Below are 19,886 nucleotides of genomic sequence, written 5' to 3'. Positions count from 1 at the left end.
ATAAAGAATAGGCGGTGTATGTGATGTTATTTCACATACACCGTTTTTATGTTCACGAATTCGCGAATGCCGTAAGAGCCCAGCTCGCGGCCATAGCCGCTTTGTTTGATGCCGCCGAATGGCAGCAAAGGATCGGAGTGGACGAAATCGTTCACGAAGCAGTTGCCCGCCTGCAGTTCTGTAGCGGCCATTTTCTCGGCCTTTGCCCTATTGCGCGATATGATGCCACCACCAAGGCCATACACCGTATCGTTGGCTATCTGCAATGCATGTGCATCATCTTTTGCCTCTATGATGGCCGCTACCGGACCAAAGAGTTCCTCATCATACGCAGGCATGCCTTTTTTGACATTAGTGAGTACCGTGGGTGGATAGAATGCGCCTGGCATATCGGGTACAAAACCGCCGCACAGCAGTTTGGCTCCCTTGGCAGTGCTGCGCAGCACCTGGTCGTGCAGCTCATCGCGCAGGTCTACACGCGCCATGGGGCCTATACGGTTCTGCTCATTGGTAGGGTCGCCATAGGTAGCAGCTTGCATGGCAGCAGTAAAGCGCTGCTCGAACTCTTTCCTTACTGCCTTATGCACCACGAAGCGCTTGGCCGCTATGCAGCTCTGCCCGCTATTTACCAGGCGGCCACGCACAGCTATCTCCAGCGCCTTGTCCATATCGGCATCGGCCAGTATCACATAGGGATCGCTGCCGCCCAGCTCCAGTACCGCCTTTTTCAGGTTGCGGCCTGCAGCAGCAGCTACCTTCTTGCCCGCCTGTGTGCTGCCGGTAAGTGTTACCGCAGCTATGCGGTCGTCATCTATCAGTGCATCTACCCTTGATGATGGTATGAGTAATGTCTGCAGCAGGCCTTTCGGAGCGCCGCCCTTTAGTATGATGCGCTCTATGGCCAGTGCGCAGCCGCTGACATTAGATGCATGTTTCAGTATCATCACATTGCCTGCCATTACCGTTGGGGCAAAGGCGCGGAACACCTGCCAGTAGGGGAAATTCCAGGGCATGATGGCCAGCACAGCGCCCAGCGGCTGGTAGGACACATAGCTTTTGCGGGCATCGGTCTTTATCACTTCATCCTTCAGAAATTTTGCGCCTTCCTTGGCATAGAACTCCAGCGTTTTGGCACATTTCTCTACCTCGTAATGGCCCTGTGCCAGTGGTTTACCCATTTCGGCTGTGGCAAGGCGTACAAGCGTGTCTTTCTCTTTGCGGATCTCTTTTGCGATGTTCTTCAGTATGGTGGCCCTCTGTGCGAAGGTCATTTTCCGCCATTCTTCGAAGGTATCGGCCGATCGGCGGAGCGCGGTCTCTATCTGTTTGTCGCTGTGTGTCTTATATCTTGCTATTTCCCTGCCGGTGGTGGGGTTCACCGATACCAGTTCATTGCTCATCGCGCTTTATGATTTGATGAAGTAAAATTATACAGCTTACAGGTACGAAACGTTTTTATACTTTTGCCACTGTAATATTTAACGATATCTTTCATTACCAAGCATGATCACTGAGAAAATAAAATTCGGGACAGACGGCTGGCGCGCCATTATCGCCAAAGATTTCACTGTGTACAATGTAGCCCGCGTGAGCAAGGGCCTTGCGGAATGGCTAAAGCCGAAACATGCTGCGCCTGTAGTGCTTGTAGGTCACGACTGCCGCTTTGGCGGCAGGCTGTTCGCAGAGACGGCCGCAGGTGTGCTTTGTGCCAATGGGGTGAAAGTGCTGCTGGCAGATGGCTTCATCAGCACGCCTATGATATCGCTGGGGGTGCTGAAGCTGGGCGCGCACCAGGGTGTGGTGATAACTGCATCGCACAACCCACCCTCTTATAATGGATATAAGCTGAAGGGCCCGCACGGCGGGCCATCGAGCCCGAAGGATATAGCTGCTGTAGAGGCACTGATACCTGACGAGGTAGATATGCCACAGCAGAGCATAGCATACTGGAAGGAAAAAGGCATGCTGGAGACCGTAGCGCTGGAAGACCTGTATGTAGAGTATCTGAAGGAGAAATTCGACTTCGAGATGCTGAACAGGTCGCCGTTCAAGATGGCATATGATGCCATGTATGGCGCAGGCCAGAACGTGATACGCAGGCTGCTGCCGGATGCTGTGCTGGTGCATTGCGAGGATAACCCGGGCTTCAAAGGGCAGGCGCCCGAGCCGCTGGATAAGAACCTGCGCGAGCTGGCCACTACCATAGCCACCACACCCGAGATAAAGATAGGCCTGGCCACCGATGGCGATGCCGACCGCATAGGCCTGTATGACGAGGATGGCAACTTTGTAGATGCGCACAACATAATACTGCTGCTGATACACTACCTGCACAAGTACAAGGGTATGACGGGCAAGGTGGTGATAGCCTTCTCGGTGACCGACCGTGTAAAGAAACTGTGCGCACACTATGGCCTGCCTGTAGAAGTGACGGCCATAGGCTTCAAATACATAAGCGAGATAATGGTGCATGACGATGTGCTGGTAGGTGGCGAGGAAAGCGGTGGCATAGCCGTAAAGGGCCATATACCCGAGCGCGACGGCATATACGATGGCCTGGCGCTGTATGAGCTGATGACCAAGACCGGTAAGACACTGAAACAGCTTTGCGAAGAGGTGTACGATATAATAGGCCGTTTCGTTTATGACCGCCACGACCTGCATATAGAGAACGACAAAAAGGAAGCCATTATAAAGAAGGCCGCAGATGGCGGCTATGCACGTTTTGGCAAGTATGGTTATGACCGTGTAGAGACCATAGACGGCATCAAGTATCACCTGGACAATGGTGGCTGGATAATGCTGCGTGCATCGGGTACAGAGCCGCTGCTGCGTGTATATGCCGAAGGCAACAGCAAAGAAGAGACACAGGACATACTGGCCGATGTAAAGGCAACCATACTGGCTTAATAGTTATTCCACATCAGTTGAAGCGGGGACAAGTGTAGCTGCGTTTGAGGCCGCCCTTGTTCCTGCCATACTGCCCCTGGTAGATAAGGGAGAATTCCAGCGCGCCATAAGAGGCATTGTAAGGGCTGAGCGAGGACATGGTAGCATCGTAGCTGGCCATGAATTGCACATCGCCTACTTCCATACCTATAGTGCCTATGAGGGCATCGCCTATGCGGTAGAAGCCGCCAAATATCAGTTGTACAGGAGTGCCATTATTTGCATTGCTGAGAACGGTGCGCACCAGTGTGCCCGCTACTATCTCTGCCGCGCCGCTCTGCGTGGTATAGTAGGCCGATGGATTGACGATGAAGATGGAACCTGTACGCATCAGCACATCTATAGTGGCACTGGGGCGCAGGGCTATCTCGTTCTGTTCATTGCTGTAAAAACTTTCTACAGGTTTGTTGATGTTGGTAGCGCCGCCGCCCAGTTTTACATACAGGTTCTCATTGGGGAAATATGCAAAGTTGAGGCCTGCGGCCACGGTATAGTAGTTGTCGCTGAGTATGCCTGTGGGTTCGCCCGTAGCATAGCCGCGATCGAAGCCGAGGCCATCCCACTGCTGGTCGAATATGAGGCGGTTGAAGTCGAGTGAGCGCTTAACGGTAGCTGCCGATCCGCCGAAGGATAACATGGCTTTCTCGTTCAGTTGCAGGTGGTAGGCTATGCTTCCCTGTAGCTGGGTAAGAGCGAGGCGGCCGTCGCCGGCCTTATCGGAATATACTACAAAGCCGAGGCCCAGCCAGTTGTTGTGATCACTTTCTTTATTGCCGCCTATTTTCAGGTCGCCCCAGCCCGAAAAAGTATTGTAAGGCACCGGCAGGGCCGACCATTGGTTGCGATAGTTGAGCCCCACGCGGTAGTCGTGGTCGGGCATCAGGCCTGTATTGGCAGGGCTGATGAGCATGGGGGCATTGTAGTATTGCGACAAGTGTATGCTCTGTGCGTGTACGGCACAGGCAGCAAGCAGCAGCAACAGGTTCAGTATCGTTCTTTTTATCATCGTATCAGCGTGACGTTGCCTTTCAGCAGCCTTGTCGATCCATCAATGAAATCTGCGTTCAGTACATAGCCATAGGCCTCCATGGGTTGTGGCTGGCCACCGAAGGTACCATCCCATCCCACATCCAGGCTATTCGATTCGAAGATAAGCTGGCCCCAGCGATTGTATATCTTCAGGTTCATGTTCTTTATGGCCGCGCCATGCACATACAGTATGTCGTTCTTGCCATCGCCATTGGGGCTGAAGCCTGTGGGCAGGCCTATGAGCGGCAGTACCTCTGCAGGTACATCCTTACAGGCTATAGAAGGGCAGCTGCTGGTATTGTATGCCGTAAGGCATGCCTTGAACGAACCTGTACGGGTATACTGGTGCGTAGGGTGCTCTTCGGTGCTGTAGGTATCATCGCCAAAGGCCCATTCGTACCTTACGGCATTTATAGACTTGTTGGTGAATTTGGTGGGTATGTTCGCCTCGGGCTTTATGGGTATAAAGCTGAAGTTGGCTATCGGCGCGGGTAATATCTTGATAACATGCTGTATGGTATCGGAGCCATTGCATGCGCCGGGGTTCTGTGCCACCAGGGTAACGGTATAGGTGCCTGCTGCGGTATAGGCATGTGTAGGTACTGTGACAGTAGAGGTCTTGCCATCGCCATATGTCCACAGTACGTTGGTGGCATTCACAGGGCCACCGGTTATGGGCACTACAGCGCCATAGCATACCGAATCGGGTATGCTGAAGTTGGCAGAAACGAGCTGGTAGTAGATGTGTATCCGTTTTTCTACCGTATCGGGGCTCTTGCAGGCATCGGGATGGGCCATCACCAGCCTTACGGTATACCAGCCGGTATCGGTGTAGTTGTGCGGCGGCGGGGCAAAACCCGAGAACGTACCGCCATCGCCGAACGACCACTCATAGGTAGGTGCGCCGGTGGGAATGTTTGTAGTAGAGGTATTGGTGAACGAGGCTATGAACGGCCCGCAGCTATCGGTAACGGTATAGGTGAAATCGGGCACTATTTTGTTGGTGTCCACATGTATCACCAGGTAGGCCGTGTCTTCCGTTTTGAAGCAGGCATTGGCATTGGTAGATGTGAGCGTGACCGTGAACGTGCCTGCAGTAGTGAAGGTATGCGAGGGTGCATAAGTAGTGACGGTAGGGCTGCCATCGCCAAAGTTCCATATGAACGAGAGACCGTTGGTGGTGGCATTGAAGAAGTTGACGGTAAGAGGTGCGCAGCCGCTGGTGCTGGGCCCGGCGGTTATGTTCACATCTACAGGGCCTATATTGAAGGCTATCTTCAGGCCGGCCTGGTTGCAGTTGGGGCTGGGCATAGTAGTGGCCCATACGCCCGGTGTGGTGGGGAAGGGTGGCCCGGCGGTGCCACCACAGTTAGAGCATATGCCCTGGTATATGACGCCTGCTTTGTCGAAGCGGCTGGTACCGCCATCCACATGCTCGCCCAGGCCGCCTGTACCTACGCGGCCGTAGAATGTGGCATAGCGCAGGTCTGTAAGCCCGGGGGCAAAGACAACGAAATAGAAATCGAAACCATCGGTAGTGGTTTGAATGGGGACGTCCCCCGGAGGTGCGAAGGTCTCCATGCCGGTGGTAGTACCGGTATGGGCCAGCGAACTGACGCCCATGATATTGCCACCCCAGCCCGATACATAGACATTTTCGCAGGTATCTACCAGGAAGGCGACAGGCGATATATTGGTATGCAACGGATCGCCGGAACCGAAGATGGTAGAAACGAGGTTGGTAGTGAGATTGCTATCGAATTTGACGATGAACTGGCTGGAATTGGGATTCATATGCACACCTGCCGTAGTGGGGAAGGTGCCGCCCAGCGACTGGCCCATAGCATATACATTGCCATTGTGGTCTACCTGTATGCCATATACCTGGTCGAAGTTGGCAGTGCCTACATAGGTGCCACGCTGCACATTGTAGGGCGGGCTGTTCCTGAACTTGAGGATGTAACCATCGGCAGAGTCGCCCTGGTAGGTAGTGCGCCAGCCGCCGGGGCCTACCGGGAAGTTGGTGCTGCTGGTGCCGCCGCCCACATATACCGAGGTCTGTGAGGGGTTGAAGCCCAGCACATAACCCGCCTCATCGAGCGTACCACTGAGGTAGGTGCTCCACAAAAGCGAGGTCATAGACGCATTCAGCTTGAACACCACACCATCCTGCATGCCGGCAAGTGTGCTGGCTATGGCCGTAGATGTAACGGGGAAATTGGCAGAAGAGGTACTGCTGGTAACGTAGATGTTGCCGAGGTTGTCTGTAAGCACTTCGCTGCGGGCATCATCGCCGTAGTTGTACTTAAGGTGGCCGTAATAGTATTCTGTAGAGTCGAAGTTAACGCCATCATCGCCGGTACCGCCCATAAAGGTAGACGCCATAAGAGCAGAGCCCGAGGCGCTCAGTTTCGATACTATGATGTCCCATCCGCCCGCTTTTGCCGATTGTACGGCGCTCGCTGTCACCGGGAAGTTGGGCGAGAGTGTGCGCCCTGCTATCACCAGGTTGCCTGCATTGTCTACCACAAGGCTGTGCGGGCGCTCGTTATTGGCGCCGCCCAGGTAGGTGGCATATATGCGCGAACTGCCATCGGGGGTCAGTTTCATGATAGCTATATCGGAACCGAACTGTATGCCGCTGGCGCCCTGGCCGCCGCCCCATGTGGTCTGGTAGGCACCGGGATCAACGGGGAATGAACCCCCGCCTGCCGCAGCAAGGCAGTTGACGATACCACCCATGTAGAAGTTGCCCACATTGTCGTATGTGGCGGTAAAGCCCCAGTTATCGGCAGTAGAGCCCGTAAAGGATGCCCAGTAGGTAACGGGGTCTATGATAAGGGTAGCGTTATGATCGTAGCCATTGGGTATATCGAAGGTGAGGATATTGCCCTCCAGGTGGAAGTTGCAGGCTACTTCTACCTTGTTGTTATTTATATACTGGTATACATAGGGCTTGGTCTCGCTCACGGTACCAACTGATGTATTGATGACAAGGGTACCCTTTTTATTCACCGATATCTTGTCCTGCCCGTCGAAGCGGATCTTTATCTGCGAGGCATCGCCGCCCGGCATCACGAAGAACTCGTATACCAGTGCAGTGCCTTCGGAGGAGACATGCATGTCTATATTGCGGTAAATACCATTGTACTCAAGAGAGAGGTAGGGATGTATGCCACCTTTCCAGCGTTTGGGGTCATTGCCCAGGTAGTAGTTGTAGTAATTGGTCTGTTGTTTGTTGCCTTTTATGGTCACACCTTCGCTGGCGCCTTCCAGCGTCATTTTGTATACATGGAACTTCAGCAGCGGGTTCTCCGTCAGCTGTCCGTGGTGGAAAGAATCGAGCCTTTCGGTATTGGTAGGATCGGCAAGTATACACCTGAACCCATCTTTTTCCAGGTCCATTTCGCCGGCTATGGTCTTTGCTTTATACTTTATCCACTCTCCCCACTGGCCCCTGTTCTCAATGAATTCCGTAGGCGGAACGGATTGAGCCCAGGCAGAAGGTAACAGAACAGCAAGCAAGCAATATAAAAGTGTATAATGCTTCTTCATTTAGAGGTGTTATTCTTAAAAAGTAAATTTAATGTATTTCGTAGTAAAAGACGGTAAAAAAGTAGAAAAAGTATGGGTACGATAGAAATAAATGTGTGTGTGCGCATTAAAGAATAACTATCGATCAAAATAGTGTTTTGTATGGTCTTTTGCTTTTATGTAGAATGCGGTAGCGTGTTGCCATGCGCATCAATGAGTTATGCACTATATTTACGTTCCCGCATAGCGTGGGCACAATAAAAACAGTATATACCATGATAGTGATACCGGGAGAAGTGAAGACCGCACGACTGCATAGCCTACTGCTGGGCGCAGTGGCCCCAAGGCCCATTTGTTTTGCCAGCACCATAGATGCCGACGGTACTCCCAACCTTTCTCCGTTCAGCTTTTTTAACGTTTTTGGCGCCAAGCCGCCCATACTCATCTTCTCGCCGGCCCGCCGCGTGCGCGACAATACCATAAAGCATACGCTGGAGAACATAATGGTGACCGAGGAAGTGGTGATAAACGTAGTGAACTACAGCATGGTGCAGCAGACCAACCTGGCCAGTTGCGAGTACCCCAGGGGAGTGAACGAATTTGAAAAGGCAGGCTTCACGGCCATACCCTCACAGATAGTGCGCCCCTTCAGGGTAAAGGAGTCGCCGGTGCAACTGGAGTGCCGGGTGCTGAGTGTGACCCCTACCGGCACCGAGGGCGGAGCCGGTAACCTGGTGATATGCGAGGTGCTGTGCATGCATGTGGACGACAGCGTACTGAATGCCGAGGGCAATATAGACCCACACAAGATAGACCTGGTGGCGCGTATGGGAGGCGACCACTATTGCAGGGCATCGGGCAATGCCGTTTTTGATGTGGCAAAGCCCAATACCGCGCTGGGTATAGGCATAGATGCGCTGCCGGAACATGTGCGCAACAGCAAGGTACTGACAGGTAACGACCTGGGCATACTAGGCAATAGCACGGCCATACCTGCGCAAGAGCAGCTGAACGACAAGCGGATAAACTCGCTGAACGATATGTACAAGAACGATGAGGCAGCCCGTGTGGAAGGCCTGCACAGGTATGCCAAAGGGCTGCTGGATGCGGGAGATGCCGCCAGGGCATGGCAGGCATTGCTATCGGTGAACAAATAACAACAAAATTGCATAAAGTGTGCGCAAGAGGGAGTATCGGTAGATATTCCCTCTTTTTGTGTGCATATCCCACATTAGGTATGTTAATAAAGTGTGTATTTCATATTGCCATAAAATGCAGATAATATTTTGGCAATATTATTGTTGGTAACTTTAGTATAACTAAAACCAGCATGAAATGCTTTGGAGAAAATTCAGCGGGGAACCGCTACGGATGCCCGTAAAATCGGCAGTAGAGGAGGCGATATTGAGAGAGACAGGCGCGGGCTACAAGCTAAAGGTATGTATCGGTACAGATTCGCAGGTACATGGTGCAGAAACGGAATTCGCTACGGTCATCGTGTTCCTGCGCGAGAAGCATGGCGGCTTCATGTTCCTGAGCCATGAGAAGACCACGCAGCAGTACAGCATAAAAGAACGTATGCTGCTGGAGGTGGCCAAGAGCATAGAGATAGCCTATGAGCTATGCGACCTGTTCAACAAATATGATGTGGACATGGAGGTACATGCCGATATCAACACCAATCCCCAGTTCAAAAGCAATGAGGCCCTGCGCGAGGCCATGGGCTATATACTGGGCATGGGTTATGCCTTTAAGGCAAAGCCCGACGCCTTTGCCAGCAGTTGCTGCGCCGATAAGATAGTGAACTGACAGGCGCACCCCCACACTGCCGCCCTGCCGACGGGACCATACTTTGGCCCGTACAGGATACCTAACCCCCAATATCCCCTCTGCTGCTTCTTTCCCCTTCTCCAAGGCCATACCGGCCAGCAGCGCCACTTACAGCGCAAAACCGTAACTTTGCCCCTCATTACAAGAAAAAATAGATGATATTACCCGTAGTGGCCTATGGTAGCCCTGTATTGCGTAAAGTAGGTGAGGACATAACGCCTGCCTACCCCGGCCTGGAAAAACTGATAGCCGATATGTGGGACACGCTCTACAACAGCAATGGTGTAGGCCTTGCCGCCCCGCAGATAAACAAGCCCATTCGTCTCTTTATAGTGGACACAGACCAGATAGTGAAGGATTTTGACGATGAGGACAAGGCAAAGTACCCTAATGAGAAGGCCATAAAGCAGGTATTCATAAATGCGCAGATGCTGGAAGAGACCGGCAAGATGTGGCCCTACAATGAAGGCTGCCTGAGCATACCCAAAGTGCGCGAGGATATACAGCGCAACAGCAACATACGCATAAAGTACCTGGACGAACAGTTCCGGGAGCATGAGGCGGAATTCCATGGCATCACAGCGCGTGTGATACAGCACGAGTACGACCATATAGAAGGTAAACTGTTCATAGATTACCTGTCGCCGCTGAAGAAAAGGCTGCTGAAGAAGAAGCTGGACGACATATCGAGAGGAAAGATATCGACCGAATACAGGATGATCTTCAATAAATAGCTGCAGATAGCCGCATGGGCATCGCAGATATGTAACACATTGCAGGCAATTGGCCTGCTTTGTTGATAATTGACTATATTTCACCACCATATGAAGTATACCCGGGTGCCTATCTAAAAAAAACAGAACGATGAAAAAAGCGATACTGATAGCAATGCTGGCAATGCCCATGGGGGTATTTGCACAGAAAAGCGACCCTAATATGGGTATAATACCTGCGCCCGTATCGGTGACGAAAGGTAAGGGTGAATTCAAGTTCACACCGGAGACGATAGTGCTGGTAGACTCGCCCAACCACAAGGCAGTAAAGTTCTTTGCCGACTATATGCGCAAGATGGGCCTGGCCACAGCCATGACCGATATGCAGACGGTGGACAAGAAAAAGATGTCGCTGAAGAATACGGTGATACTGAACATGACCTTTACCGATGATATACGCCCCGAGGGTTATGAACTACGCATAACCGAAGATGGCGTGGAGATAAAGGGCCATGGTGCAGGCATGTTCTACGGCATACAGACCCTGATGCAGATGATAAAGCCCGGCTCGCAGGGATACGCTACCATACCATGTGCTGCTATAAGGGACTTTCCGCGTTTTGGCTACAGGGGCATGCACCTGGATGTGTCGCGCCATTTCTTTGATGTGGACTTTATAAAGAAGTACATAGACCTGATGGCCATGTACAAGCTGAACAATTTTCACTGGCATCTGTCGGACGACCAGGGCTGGCGTGTGGAGATAAAGAAATACCCCAAGCTGACAGAAGTAGGCAGCAAGCGTGCGCAGACACGCGTAGGCCGCGAATCGGGGCCTACGGCCACAGGCGTGTTCGACAATATGCCCCATGGTGGTTTCTATACACAGGAGCAGGTGAACGAGATAGTGAGCTATGCCAGCGCCAGGTATATAAACGTAGTGCCCGAGATAGACATGCCCGCCCATACGCTGGCCATGCTGGCAGCCTACCCCGAACTGAGCTGCGACCCTGCAAAGACCTATAAAGTAGGTGAGAAGTGGGGCTCTTATGACGATTTCCTATGCCCTACCGAAGAGACCTTCAAGGTGCTGTACGATGTACTGAACGAGGTGATGGATATGTTCCCCTCGAAGTACATACACATAGGCGGCGATGAGTGCAACAAGGTAGCATGGAAGCGTTCGCAGTTCTGCCGCGACCTGATAGCCGAGCAGAAGCTGATGAACGAAGAAGGGCTGCAGAGCTACTTCATAGCTAAGCTGGCCAAGTATGTACACTCGCAGGGCCGCGAGATAATAGGCTGGGACGAGATACTGGAAGGCGGCCTGGCGCCCGGCGCTGTAGTGATGAGCTGGCGCGGAGACAAGGGTGGTATAGCCGCATCGCAATTGGGCCATGATGTGATAATGACACCCGGCAGCGGTGGCATGTACTTCGATCATGCGCAGAGCAAGTCGGCCATGGAACCACTGAGCATAGGCGGTTTCGCACCACTGGAAAAGACCTATAACTACAACCCCGTGCCCGAGGTGCTGAACAAGGAGCAACAAAAGCATGTACTGGGCGTACAAGCCAACCTGTGGACAGAATACATAGCTACACCGGGCAAGGCCGAGTATATGCTGCTGCCGCGTATGATGGCCATGAGCGAGGTGAACTGGACACCGGTGCAGATAAGGGACTACAGGAACTTTGCAGAGCAGCGCCTGCCACACCACCTGGCCATGATAGACAAGGCCGGGTATAACTACCGCGTACCTGTGGCCATAGGCGCTACCGATACGGTGATGAGCGGCGACAAGTTCAGGATAGAGCTGCAGCCATCGGTAGAGGGGGCTAAGATCCATTATACCATAGACGGTGCAGAGCCTACAGAGAACGACCTGGTATATTCTGCTCCCATAGATTTTACTGTACCTGATGGAGGCAATATAGTTTTCAAAAGTATAGTGGTAGCGGCATCGGGTAAAAGGAGCATACCCACCACTATAAGAATGGAAAGTAAATGATAGCGCTGCTATAGCGTATAAAAAAGGCAGGCCGTTCTTCCGGTCTGCCTTTTGTTTTGAAACAATATATATATCTTTATGGTTCAGATCTCTACTGTCTTGCTTATGAATAAGAAACGCTACTCTATACTCTTTCTGGTACTTATCGCCCTCGTTCGTGTATCACCGGCAGGTGCGCAATACATCACCACTTTTACCGGCACAGGGCAGGGCTATGCAGGCGATGGCGGCCCTGCTGCTATGGCCAGGCTGAACACACCGGCCGGAATGGCAGTAGATGGCGCCGGTAACATATACATAGCCGATGCGGGCAACAATGTAGTGCGAAAGATAGATGCGACCGGTATCATAAGCACTTTTGCAGGTACGGGGGTAAGCGGCTATAGCGGTAATGGCGGCGCAGCAACGCTGGCAAAACTGAACAGCCCTGTGGCTATAGCCACCGATGCTGCGGGTAATGTATACATAGCAGATAACGGCAACCACCTGGTGCGGGTAGTGAATGTATCGGGCTTCATAAAGAACTATGCAGGCAATGGTATAGCAGGCTATGCCGGCGATGGCGATACCGCACACCTGGGATCTTTGAAACTGCCGCAGAGCATAGCTATAGATGCAGTGGGCAATATGTACATATCGGAGGCGGGCAACCATGTGATACGCAAGGTGAGCGCGGGCGACCGCATAATGAGCACTGTGGCCGGTACCGGCATACAGGGCAATAGCGGCGACGGCGGTGCTGCCACCAATGCCCAGCTTTCTACCCCGGCAGGTATAGCTGTAGATGCAGCAGGCAATATATATGTAGCAGACCTTTTTAATAACCGCATCCGTAAGGTAACGGCCTCTACGGGCACTATAGCTACCATAGTGGGTACAGGTGCTGCCGGCAATAGCGGCAATGGCGGCCCTGCGACGGCAGCTTCTCTCAGGTATCCTTCCAGTGTGTCGCTGGATGTAACGGGTAACCTGTACCTTACCGACCAGGGCAATAATAATGTGCGCATGGTGAATGGCGCGGGCATCATCAGCAATGTGGCCGGTACCTCTACCAATGGTTATGCAGGTGATGGCGGCCTGGCCGTGAATGCAAAGCTCAATTCGCCAAAGGCGGTATTCGTAGATGGCTGGGGCCGTATATACATAGTAGACCAGGGCAACCATGTGATACGCAAGCTGACCAACGAACCGGGTGGTGTGGCCGCAGTGGTGCCAGTTTCCGGTTTCTCTATATATCCCAACCCCGCACAGAGCGAAGTATACCTGGCAGTATATGGAATAAAAGACGCTGCTGATGTGACCATATGCGATATGACAGGCAGGGTAGTAGCCTCGCAACACATGGCCGCTGCACCTGCTACCCATGCAGTAAGCACTGCGGCCCTGCCGGGCGGTATATACACAGTGGTGCTGCACGCCAATGGCAGCAGGTATGTACAAAAGCTGGTAATAGAAGGAAAATAAACAAGAAAGAAAATGATCACTTGCGGGCGGCTACCTCTTGCAGGTAGCGCTCTAGTGTGCCGGCTATGATATCCCAGTCGAAGCGGGTCCTTATGACCTCTGCGCCTGCCTGACCTGTCTTGCGGCGCATCTCTTCTGACGACAGCAGTTGTATCACGGTATCTGCGAACGCAGCAGTATCTGTCTGCATTATAGCGCCTTCGCCACTCTTTATGCCCAGCCCTGCAAAGCCTATGTTAGAGCATACCACAGGTATACCCATGGCCATAGCCTCCAGTACCTTGTTCTGCGTACCGGCGCCAAAGCGCAGTGGCGCCACTACCACCGATGCCGCATTGTAGGTATCGGCAAGGTCTTTCACAAAGCCTGTCACTTGCACATGATCATTGGCCAGTTCCTGCACTTTGGGTACCGGGCGCTGCCCGGCTATGATGAGCTTCACATGCGGGTGTTTCCGGCGTATGAGGGGTAGTACGGAGTGGGTGAAATATATGACGGCATCTACATTGGGCTCATAGTCCATATTGCCGGTGAAAAGCAGTGTATCGTTCTGCGCATAGTCGTGGTGGCGGGGAGAGAACGTGGTCATATCCACACCATTGGGCAGCAGGCGCAGGTTGCCTGTATGGTGGTGATGTTCCAGGTATTCCAGGTCTTCGGCAGAGCATACCAGCGACATATCGTAGTCCTTCAGCACTTTTTCGTACTTCAGTACACGTTTCTGCTCCATGTTCTCGAAGAGGGTGACGGCAAGGCTGCGCTTTACATTCTTGCGGCGCTCCCAATAGAGCGAGAACGCATCGGGCAGATCGAGTATGCGCGGTATATCCTTGCGGGCGGCCAGGTATGGCGACATGCGCAGGTGCTGCACATGCACGGCATCGTACCTGTGCTCGCTTATCATCTCGTTGAGCTTCTGCTGCAGCTCTGCAGAGTGGAAATAGAGCAGTTGCAGCGGCACATCGCTCCACAGGCCCGATACGCAGTTGAGTATAGAGCGCCACTTGGGCAGGTAAATGATGTGTACTTTTTTGAAGAGCTTTTCCAGCTCGGCGGTATAGGAAAGGTCGTCCTCCGTCTGCGCGAATGTGAGCAGGTGCAACTCGTGCCTGCTACACAACCTCTTGGCAAGGTTGTATATCTTCAGCTTATCGCCCCGGTAAGGGGGATAAGGCACACGGTTGGCTAGGAAGAGTATCTTCAATACGGTTCTGTTTTTCGCGCTCTAAATTAACAACTAATGGAGAACGCCTGTTTTAATTTTGTGGTCACACACACATCTTACGCACATTGCCGGCTAAAAGACCAGTTTCTTTGCTGTAGCGTTCCATGACGACCGGACACGATCGGCCACCTGGGTCATATCCAGCTCGTTCATGCACTTGAAATGGCCTTTCGGACATTTATCGTAGCCTATCTTGCTGCAGGGGTGGCAGCGCAGGGCCTTATTTTCCATTATGGTCAGCTCGGGCGCTATGCGCTCTTTCAGGTTGTTGTGGCCATAATAGGGGAACATACCCATTTCGGGCGAAGTATTGCCCCAAAGGGATATGATAGGTTTTTTGTATGCGGCAGCTATATGCATGAGGCCTGTATCGTTGCTTACCACTACACGGGCCATCTTCACCAGTTCGGCCGATTCGCTGAGGTTGAACTTGCCGCAGGAGTTGTAGATCTTCACGGGGTCCATCTCGGCTATTTTGCCACCCTCATACATATCTTCGGGGCCGCCCAGCAGCATTATAGGGTATGGCGATAGCCTGCAGAACTCCTTCCATTTGTCCACAGGCAGCTTTTTGGTATTCATAGAGCCACCTATCACGCAGCCCACATAGCCGCCCCAGTGGCTCATGGGTATATCTTTGTTGCCCAGTTGTTTCTGTGGCGGCAGAAAGTGATCGAGTCCCTTGCCATCGTTGGCCACACGCAGCGGCTTTACTGTTTCCATATACCTGTCCACAATGCTTTTATCGGGCATCAGGTCTATCTTCAGGTTGGTAAGGAGCCATTTCTGTATGTTCAGCTTGGGGAACGAGTAGCATTTCTTCACCTTCAGCGCACGTTTTACCTGCATGGTGCGCAGGTTGTGGTGCAGGTCTATGATGCAGTCGAACTTTTCTTTTTTCAATTCCTCTATTACAGGCGCCAGGTCGGAATGCAGGTACCACAGCTTGTCTATGTGTGGGTTGTGCATGAGTATGGGGCTGAAGGTGAGCTTGGTAAGATAATGCACCTCGGCATGTGCCAGCTGCTCCTTCAGGCATCGCAGCACGGGTGTGGTGAGCACGATATCGCCTATGGATGAAAATCTTATTACCAGCACCTTCATAGGAAGAGGAAAGGATATATTTTTTTATAAAAAGTACAATAATGGTGCCAGATCGGTAGCCGGCACCTATTAGTCGGCGGCATAGGATAGTTCGCACCATGCCTTGGTATCGTTGTTGATACCCAGCGCCTCTTTAGCGCCCTCGCTGATGCCTATGATGCAGTTGGCATACAGCTTGGTATCGGGCAGAGGGCCCAGTACCTTTACATAGGTGCTCTTGCCTGTACCGGGATTGTACACTTTTATGATGCTGCCCCTGGCCGCCTCGTTGTGGAAGGCATAGTACATAGTGTTCTTGCCCGGTTTTTCGAAGAAGGCCGCTGTGCCCTTTTCGGTGAGTACGTTCAGGCCGTTATTGGTCTGGCGGTTATATATACTATCCAGGCCACCGGGTACGGGAGGAGTGTTGCTGGTATCTACCACCACCTTTTTGGGTGGGGCAGGGTAGGCAGCAAGGGTAGCAGGCTCGGTAGAGTCTTTCACTACCATGCGTACCCAGCCTATGAAGAGTATCTGTCCGGCCTTCAGGGTATTGCCTTTCAGGGCGTTCCAATCGCGGAACTCGGTCTTGGTGACACCGCAGGAATTGCTCAGTACGGCTATCTCGTCTTTGGAATTGGCCCTGTAATATAGTTCGCGGGTATGCTTGCCGCTGAATTTGCCGGGTCTGGTCACATAGTAGTTCTCCTTCAGCACGGGTATGTATACTGTGGCGCCCTCGGTAAGCTTTTTCATTGTGCCTTCATCATTGGCATATTCCATTTGGCCCTCGGGTACATAGAAACGCTTTGAAAGCATGCGGGCGTTCTCCCGGGCCTTTACGGTGTATTTTATTTCCCAGTTCCCTTCTTTTTTCACTGCGAAGAGGCTGTCGGTCTCCTGGGCGAGAAGCCCCGAGAACGGCACGAATAATAAAATTGCTAATAAAAACCTCCTCATACGGTCTTTGAATTTATCCGAAATATACACAAATATCTTGCCACAGCCAACCTTTGGGCTTAAATGGAGTGCCTGCTGAATAGCCCTGCCCGCAAAAAGGAATGGATATGCAAATGCGATCGGTGTGTTCGGCGATGTAGTTTCTGCAAAAATAGCCGATAATTGGGCGGTTTTTATGCAATATCTGTCACTATCGTGTATATTAGCGTGAAATTTGGTATTCATTTAACTAACCTGAGAAGGCACAACACTAAATATGGCACTTATGCATTGCATGAAATTCAGTAAATATCTCTCATTGTTCGCTTTGTCTGCACTGTTGTTCTCTTCTTGCGGCAAGAGGAACACTAATGACGATAATTATCTTGCCAATGATGATGACAGGATAGGGTATGCCTCTGATGCATCGAGGATAGAATTTGCCAACAATGACGTGATATCGCTTGCCGACCAGGCAGGTATACTGTACAATGCCGAGTATATACGCAAGTCTACCAGCACCTGCGCTACGGTAGCGGTAGATACCATCAATACGCCGCATACGCTCATAGTGAGGTTCGGCGATGTGGACTGCGAATGTGCTGATGGCCGCAAACGCCGTGGCTCTATAATAGTGCGCTATAATGGCAGATACCTGGATACCAACCAGGTACATACCATAACATACAACAATTACTACCTGGACGGCAACCAGATGACCGGCTGGGTGAAGACCACGCGCGTAGATACTACAGTGACCGGCAACTGGTACTATAAGATACAGGTGAACGACTCGTTGAACATGAGTCCCGATCCGCTGAAGAGCCAGTACATAGTATGGTCGGGCAACCTGCTGCGCAGGTGGGTAGGCGGCGCTACCACCAACGACCGTGGCGATGATTTCTATTCCATATCGGGTATGGCCACGCTTACACGTCCAAACGGGCATGTGTTCAATTTCAACATAGCTACCCCGCTGCAGTTCACTACATCGTGCAACTTCGCACAGTCGGGTGTGGTGAATGTGACCGGCTATACCGGCAACCGTGTGCTGAACTATGGCTCCGGTAGCTGCGACGATGCTGCACAACTGAATATAGGTGTGCATGTATACCAGCTGACACTTACTTACTGATCTTAAGATATACACATAAAGGGAGCGGGTCATTTCATATGAAATGACCCGCTCCCTTTATAGCCCCTCCCAGCCTCCCCCAAGGGAAGGTGATGGGCTCTGACCGTATTTTTCACGATCTCAGATCTGCAAGGTAGTCCGAGGTTTTATGCTGATGTGGGTGTGCCCTCCATGAGATCGCGAATGACGACCGAGGATAATACGGCACCGAAAGTGGCAGGCAAATAGGAGATAGTGCCATATGCCGACTTCTTGAAGTTGGAGCCATCTGTAAGCATCAGCGACTCTTTTATAGGTTCTTCGGGCGAGAACACCACCTTTATGCCTTTGCGTATGCCATAGTCGCGCAGCTGTTTGCGTATCTGCTGCGCAAAGGGGCAATTGTAGGTCTTGGAAATATCTGTCACCTGCAGGCGGGTGGGGTCCAGCTTGGCGCCTGCGCCCATAGAGCTCACTATACGCAGCCCGGCGCTGTGTGCCGCCTTTATGAACGTGAGCTTTGGTGTGATGCTATCTATGGCATCTACCACATAGTGCGGCCTGCCAGAGAGCATATCCTCTACACGTTCGGGCCGCACGAACTCTTTTATCACGTTCAGCCGTAGCTCAGGGTTTATCTGCAGCAGGCGTTCGCCCATCAGCTCGGCCTTGCTCATACCATGGGTAGTGGCCAGTGCCGGCAACTGGCGGTTGCGGTTGCTGGGGTCTACCACATCGCCATCTATGATGGTCATTTCTCCTATGCCCGAGCGGCATATGAATTCGGCCGCAAAAGAGCCAACACCACCCATGCCTACCACCAGTACATGTGCGCCCATGAGCCTGTTCAGCTTTTCCTTACCTATCAGTAGTTCTGTACGCGAAAGCCATTTGGTATCGGTCATCATCTGTTGAACACGGTCTTGAAATTTTCCGTTAGCTGCAAAATAATGGCATCTTCGGTGGTTTTCCTTATTTCTGTGGCCTTTGCGTATATATCTGCTATAGATAGGCCGGAGCTATCGGTCTCCAGGAAGAATTTTTCGGCAGGTATCTCCCGCAAGACCTCTATTGCAGGCGTGCCCTCCTTTAGCAGGGCAGAGCCGAAGGATAGGTAATAGCCTTTGCTCACGAGTATATCAGCTATACTCTTCTTTTTATTGAACCCATGGAAGATGACAGGGACCGTGACGCGTTCCCGGGACAGTATAGCCAATACTTCATCGTATGCGCGTACGCAGTGTATCACCAATGGTTTGCCTATGCGCTGTGCCAGTGCCACCTGTTGCTCGAATACACGCGCCTGTAACTGCAGGTCGGTATCGCATACCTTATCCATACCACATTCGCCTATGGCCAGTACATTGGGCGATGAGGCATACTGCTCTAATTCCCTCATACCGGCCTCATGGTCTTGCAGGTACCATGGGTGCAGCCCTATGCTGCACGCAGGGTAGCCATAGGCAGATGAGAACTGCTCATACAGGGCCACTATACTGAGCGTACCTGTACGAGCAGCGGTGTTGTGCGTATGTATGTCGTAGTAGGTAGCCATATGCTGTACAAAAGTACATGGCATAAGCAGATGTTAGGCCGTGGCTTTTTTCAGCTTGTTGTTGAACACCCAGGACAGGGCGAGTATGCCCAGGAATATGAGTGGCCCTATAAAGGGCGTAGCAGTGGCCATGTGCGATATGGCCGCGCCCAGCAAGGTGAATGTGAGACCTGCATAGGCCCACTCGCGCAGGCGTGGCGAGAATGGCTGCAGCAGCCCTATGGCCGCAAGTATCTTGGCAGTACCCAGCAGGTAAATGAAATATACGGGATAGCCCAGGGTCTTGAAGCCCGAGGTTATCTGCGGGGCCATGGTGAAGTACATGGATGCGCTCATGGTCATGAGGCCTGCCATCAGGCCGGTGAGTGTCCAGAAAATGATCTTGTTCTTTTTCATTTTGTTCATTTTTTGGCAAAACTCCTGTATATTTGCTATACAAA

The 19,886-nt window shown here is 52.1% G+C and carries 16 protein-coding genes; 7 read left to right on the top strand and 9 right to left on the bottom strand.

What is annotated here, in order from left to right:
• Nucleotides 1–26 precede the first annotated feature (26 nt).
• Nucleotides 27–1,400 carry an NAD-dependent succinate-semialdehyde dehydrogenase gene (locus ABD843_RS13515; protein ID WP_345084039.1) on the bottom strand — a complete coding sequence of 458 codons (1,374 nt, stop codon included), beginning with the start codon at nt 1,398–1,400 and terminating at the stop codon, nt 27–29.
• Between the two features lie 103 nt (nt 1,401–1,503).
• Between ABD843_RS13515 and ABD843_RS13510 the strand changes: the two genes are divergently transcribed.
• The gene (locus tag ABD843_RS13510) at nt 1,504–2,910 is read left to right on the top strand and encodes a phosphoglucomutase/phosphomannomutase family protein (protein ID WP_345084036.1); all 1,407 of its coding nucleotides are present in this window, start codon (nt 1,504–1,506) and stop codon (nt 2,908–2,910) included.
• A gap of 13 nt (nt 2,911–2,923) precedes the next feature.
• Here the strand turns inward: ABD843_RS13510 and ABD843_RS13505 are convergent, their stop codons facing one another.
• Both ABD843_RS13505 and ABD843_RS13500 read right to left on the bottom strand, forming a co-directional pair.
• Complete coding sequence (locus ABD843_RS13505; protein WP_345084033.1) at nt 2,924–3,955, bottom strand: PorP/SprF family type IX secretion system membrane protein; 1,032 nt, start codon at nt 3,953–3,955, stop codon at nt 2,924–2,926.
• Complete coding sequence (locus tag ABD843_RS13500; protein ID WP_345084031.1) at nt 3,952–7,503, bottom strand: DUF7948 domain-containing protein; 3,552 nt, start codon at nt 7,501–7,503, stop codon at nt 3,952–3,954. Before ABD843_RS13500 ends, ABD843_RS13505 begins: the two co-directional genes overlap by 4 nt.
• Nucleotides 7,504–7,787: 284 nt before the next feature.
• On the opposite strand from ABD843_RS13500, the gene ABD843_RS13495 reads away from it, so the two are divergent.
• The 5 genes from ABD843_RS13495 (at nt 7,788) to ABD843_RS13475 (ending at nt 13,530) form a co-directional block, all read left to right on the top strand.
• A complete protein-coding gene (locus ABD843_RS13495; RefSeq protein WP_345084028.1) occupies nt 7,788–8,669 on the top strand; it encodes a flavin reductase family protein in 882 nt (293 codons plus the stop codon).
• 178 nt (nt 8,670–8,847) lie between these two features.
• Nucleotides 8,848–9,321, top strand: coding sequence for a ribonuclease H-like YkuK family protein (locus tag ABD843_RS13490; RefSeq protein ID WP_345084026.1), 474 nt, complete (start codon nt 8,848–8,850; stop codon nt 9,319–9,321).
• A gap of 176 nt (nt 9,322–9,497) precedes the next feature.
• Nucleotides 9,498–10,076: a peptide deformylase gene (def, locus tag ABD843_RS13485; RefSeq protein ID WP_345084024.1), complete on the top strand. Its 579-nt coding sequence runs from the start codon at nt 9,498–9,500 to the stop codon at nt 10,074–10,076.
• A 130-nt stretch (nt 10,077–10,206) separates the two neighbouring features.
• Entirely contained in the window at nt 10,207–12,066 is a 1,860-nt protein-coding gene (locus tag ABD843_RS13480; protein ID WP_345084022.1) for a beta-N-acetylhexosaminidase, read from the top strand.
• 105 nt (nt 12,067–12,171) lie between these two features.
• A complete protein-coding gene (locus ABD843_RS13475) occupies nt 12,172–13,530 on the top strand; it encodes an NHL domain-containing protein (RefSeq protein ID WP_345084020.1) in 1,359 nt (452 codons plus the stop codon).
• 16 nt (nt 13,531–13,546) lie between these two features.
• On the opposite strand, the gene ABD843_RS13470 is transcribed toward ABD843_RS13475, so the two are convergent.
• The 3 genes from ABD843_RS13470 to ABD843_RS13460 all read right to left on the bottom strand — a co-directional run bounded on the left by ABD843_RS13470 (nt 13,547) and on the right by ABD843_RS13460 (nt 16,798).
• Nucleotides 13,547–14,734: a glycosyltransferase gene (locus ABD843_RS13470; RefSeq protein ID WP_345084019.1), complete on the bottom strand. Its 1,188-nt coding sequence runs from the start codon at nt 14,732–14,734 to the stop codon at nt 13,547–13,549.
• A gap of 93 nt (nt 14,735–14,827) precedes the next feature.
• Nucleotides 14,828–15,859, bottom strand: coding sequence for a glycosyltransferase family 9 protein (locus ABD843_RS13465; protein WP_345084017.1), 1,032 nt, complete (start codon nt 15,857–15,859; stop codon nt 14,828–14,830).
• 69 nt (nt 15,860–15,928) lie between these two features.
• A complete protein-coding gene (locus ABD843_RS13460; RefSeq protein WP_345084015.1) occupies nt 15,929–16,798 on the bottom strand; it encodes a LysM peptidoglycan-binding domain-containing protein in 870 nt (289 codons plus the stop codon).
• A gap of 274 nt (nt 16,799–17,072) precedes the next feature.
• Here ABD843_RS13460 and ABD843_RS13455 point away from each other — a divergent pair, with 274 nt between their 5' ends.
• The gene (locus ABD843_RS13455) at nt 17,073–17,912 is read left to right on the top strand and encodes a hypothetical protein (RefSeq protein WP_345084013.1); all 840 of its coding nucleotides are present in this window, start codon (nt 17,073–17,075) and stop codon (nt 17,910–17,912) included.
• A 146-nt stretch (nt 17,913–18,058) separates the two neighbouring features.
• On the opposite strand, the gene ABD843_RS13450 is transcribed toward ABD843_RS13455, so the two are convergent.
• From ABD843_RS13450 to ABD843_RS13440, 3 genes are read right to left on the bottom strand one after another with little or no spacing between them, the layout of a single operon-like run.
• A complete protein-coding gene (locus ABD843_RS13450; protein ID WP_345084011.1) occupies nt 18,059–18,799 on the bottom strand; it encodes a tRNA threonylcarbamoyladenosine dehydratase in 741 nt (246 codons plus the stop codon).
• Nucleotides 18,796–19,470 (bottom strand): TatD family hydrolase, encoded by a 675-nt coding sequence (locus ABD843_RS13445; RefSeq protein WP_345084009.1) that lies wholly within the window; start codon nt 19,468–19,470, stop codon nt 18,796–18,798. The genes ABD843_RS13450 and ABD843_RS13445 overlap by 4 nt, the downstream gene beginning before the upstream one ends.
• A 9-nt stretch (nt 19,471–19,479) precedes the next feature.
• Nucleotides 19,480–19,842: a DoxX family protein gene (locus ABD843_RS13440; protein WP_345084008.1), complete on the bottom strand. Its 363-nt coding sequence runs from the start codon at nt 19,840–19,842 to the stop codon at nt 19,480–19,482.
• Nucleotides 19,843–19,886: the final 44 nt, after the last annotated feature.

Source organism: Nemorincola caseinilytica, from assembly GCF_039540515.1.
In the GTDB taxonomy this organism is placed as follows: domain Bacteria; phylum Bacteroidota; class Bacteroidia; order Chitinophagales; family Chitinophagaceae; genus Nemorincola; species Nemorincola caseinilytica.
Note: the sequence above shows the minus strand (reverse complement) of the source record. Positions and strands in the feature narration are given on the sequence as shown.

Bases quoted from the DNA above. Each gene is read 5' to 3' on its own strand.
- ABD843_RS13515 (WP_345084039.1), bottom strand. From the start codon at position 1,400: ATGAGCAATGAACTGGTATCGGTGAACCCCACCACCGGCAGGGAAATA.
- ABD843_RS13510 (WP_345084036.1), top strand. From the start codon at position 1,504: ATGATCACTGAGAAAATAAAATTCGGGACAGACGGCTGGCGCGCCATT.
- ABD843_RS13505 (WP_345084033.1), bottom strand. From the start codon at position 3,955: ATGATAAAAAGAACGATACTGAACCTGTTGCTGCTGCTTGCTGCCTGT.
- ABD843_RS13495 (WP_345084028.1), top strand. From the start codon at position 7,788: ATGATAGTGATACCGGGAGAAGTGAAGACCGCACGACTGCATAGCCTA.
- ABD843_RS13490 (WP_345084026.1), top strand. From the start codon at position 8,848: ATGCTTTGGAGAAAATTCAGCGGGGAACCGCTACGGATGCCCGTAAAA.
- def (WP_345084024.1), top strand. From the start codon at position 9,498: ATGATATTACCCGTAGTGGCCTATGGTAGCCCTGTATTGCGTAAAGTA.
- ABD843_RS13480 (WP_345084022.1), top strand. From the start codon at position 10,207: ATGAAAAAAGCGATACTGATAGCAATGCTGGCAATGCCCATGGGGGTA.
- ABD843_RS13475 (WP_345084020.1), top strand. From the start codon at position 12,172: ATGAATAAGAAACGCTACTCTATACTCTTTCTGGTACTTATCGCCCTC.
- ABD843_RS13465 (WP_345084017.1), bottom strand. From the start codon at position 15,859: ATGAAGGTGCTGGTAATAAGATTTTCATCCATAGGCGATATCGTGCTC.
- ABD843_RS13460 (WP_345084015.1), bottom strand. From the start codon at position 16,798: ATGAGGAGGTTTTTATTAGCAATTTTATTATTCGTGCCGTTCTCGGGG.
- ABD843_RS13455 (WP_345084013.1), top strand. From the start codon at position 17,073: ATGAAATTCAGTAAATATCTCTCATTGTTCGCTTTGTCTGCACTGTTG.
- ABD843_RS13450 (WP_345084011.1), bottom strand. From the start codon at position 18,799: ATGATGACCGATACCAAATGGCTTTCGCGTACAGAACTACTGATAGGT.
- ABD843_RS13445 (WP_345084009.1), bottom strand. From the start codon at position 19,470: ATGCCATGTACTTTTGTACAGCATATGGCTACCTACTACGACATACAT.
- ABD843_RS13440 (WP_345084008.1), bottom strand. From the start codon at position 19,842: ATGAAAAAGAACAAGATCATTTTCTGGACACTCACCGGCCTGATGGCA.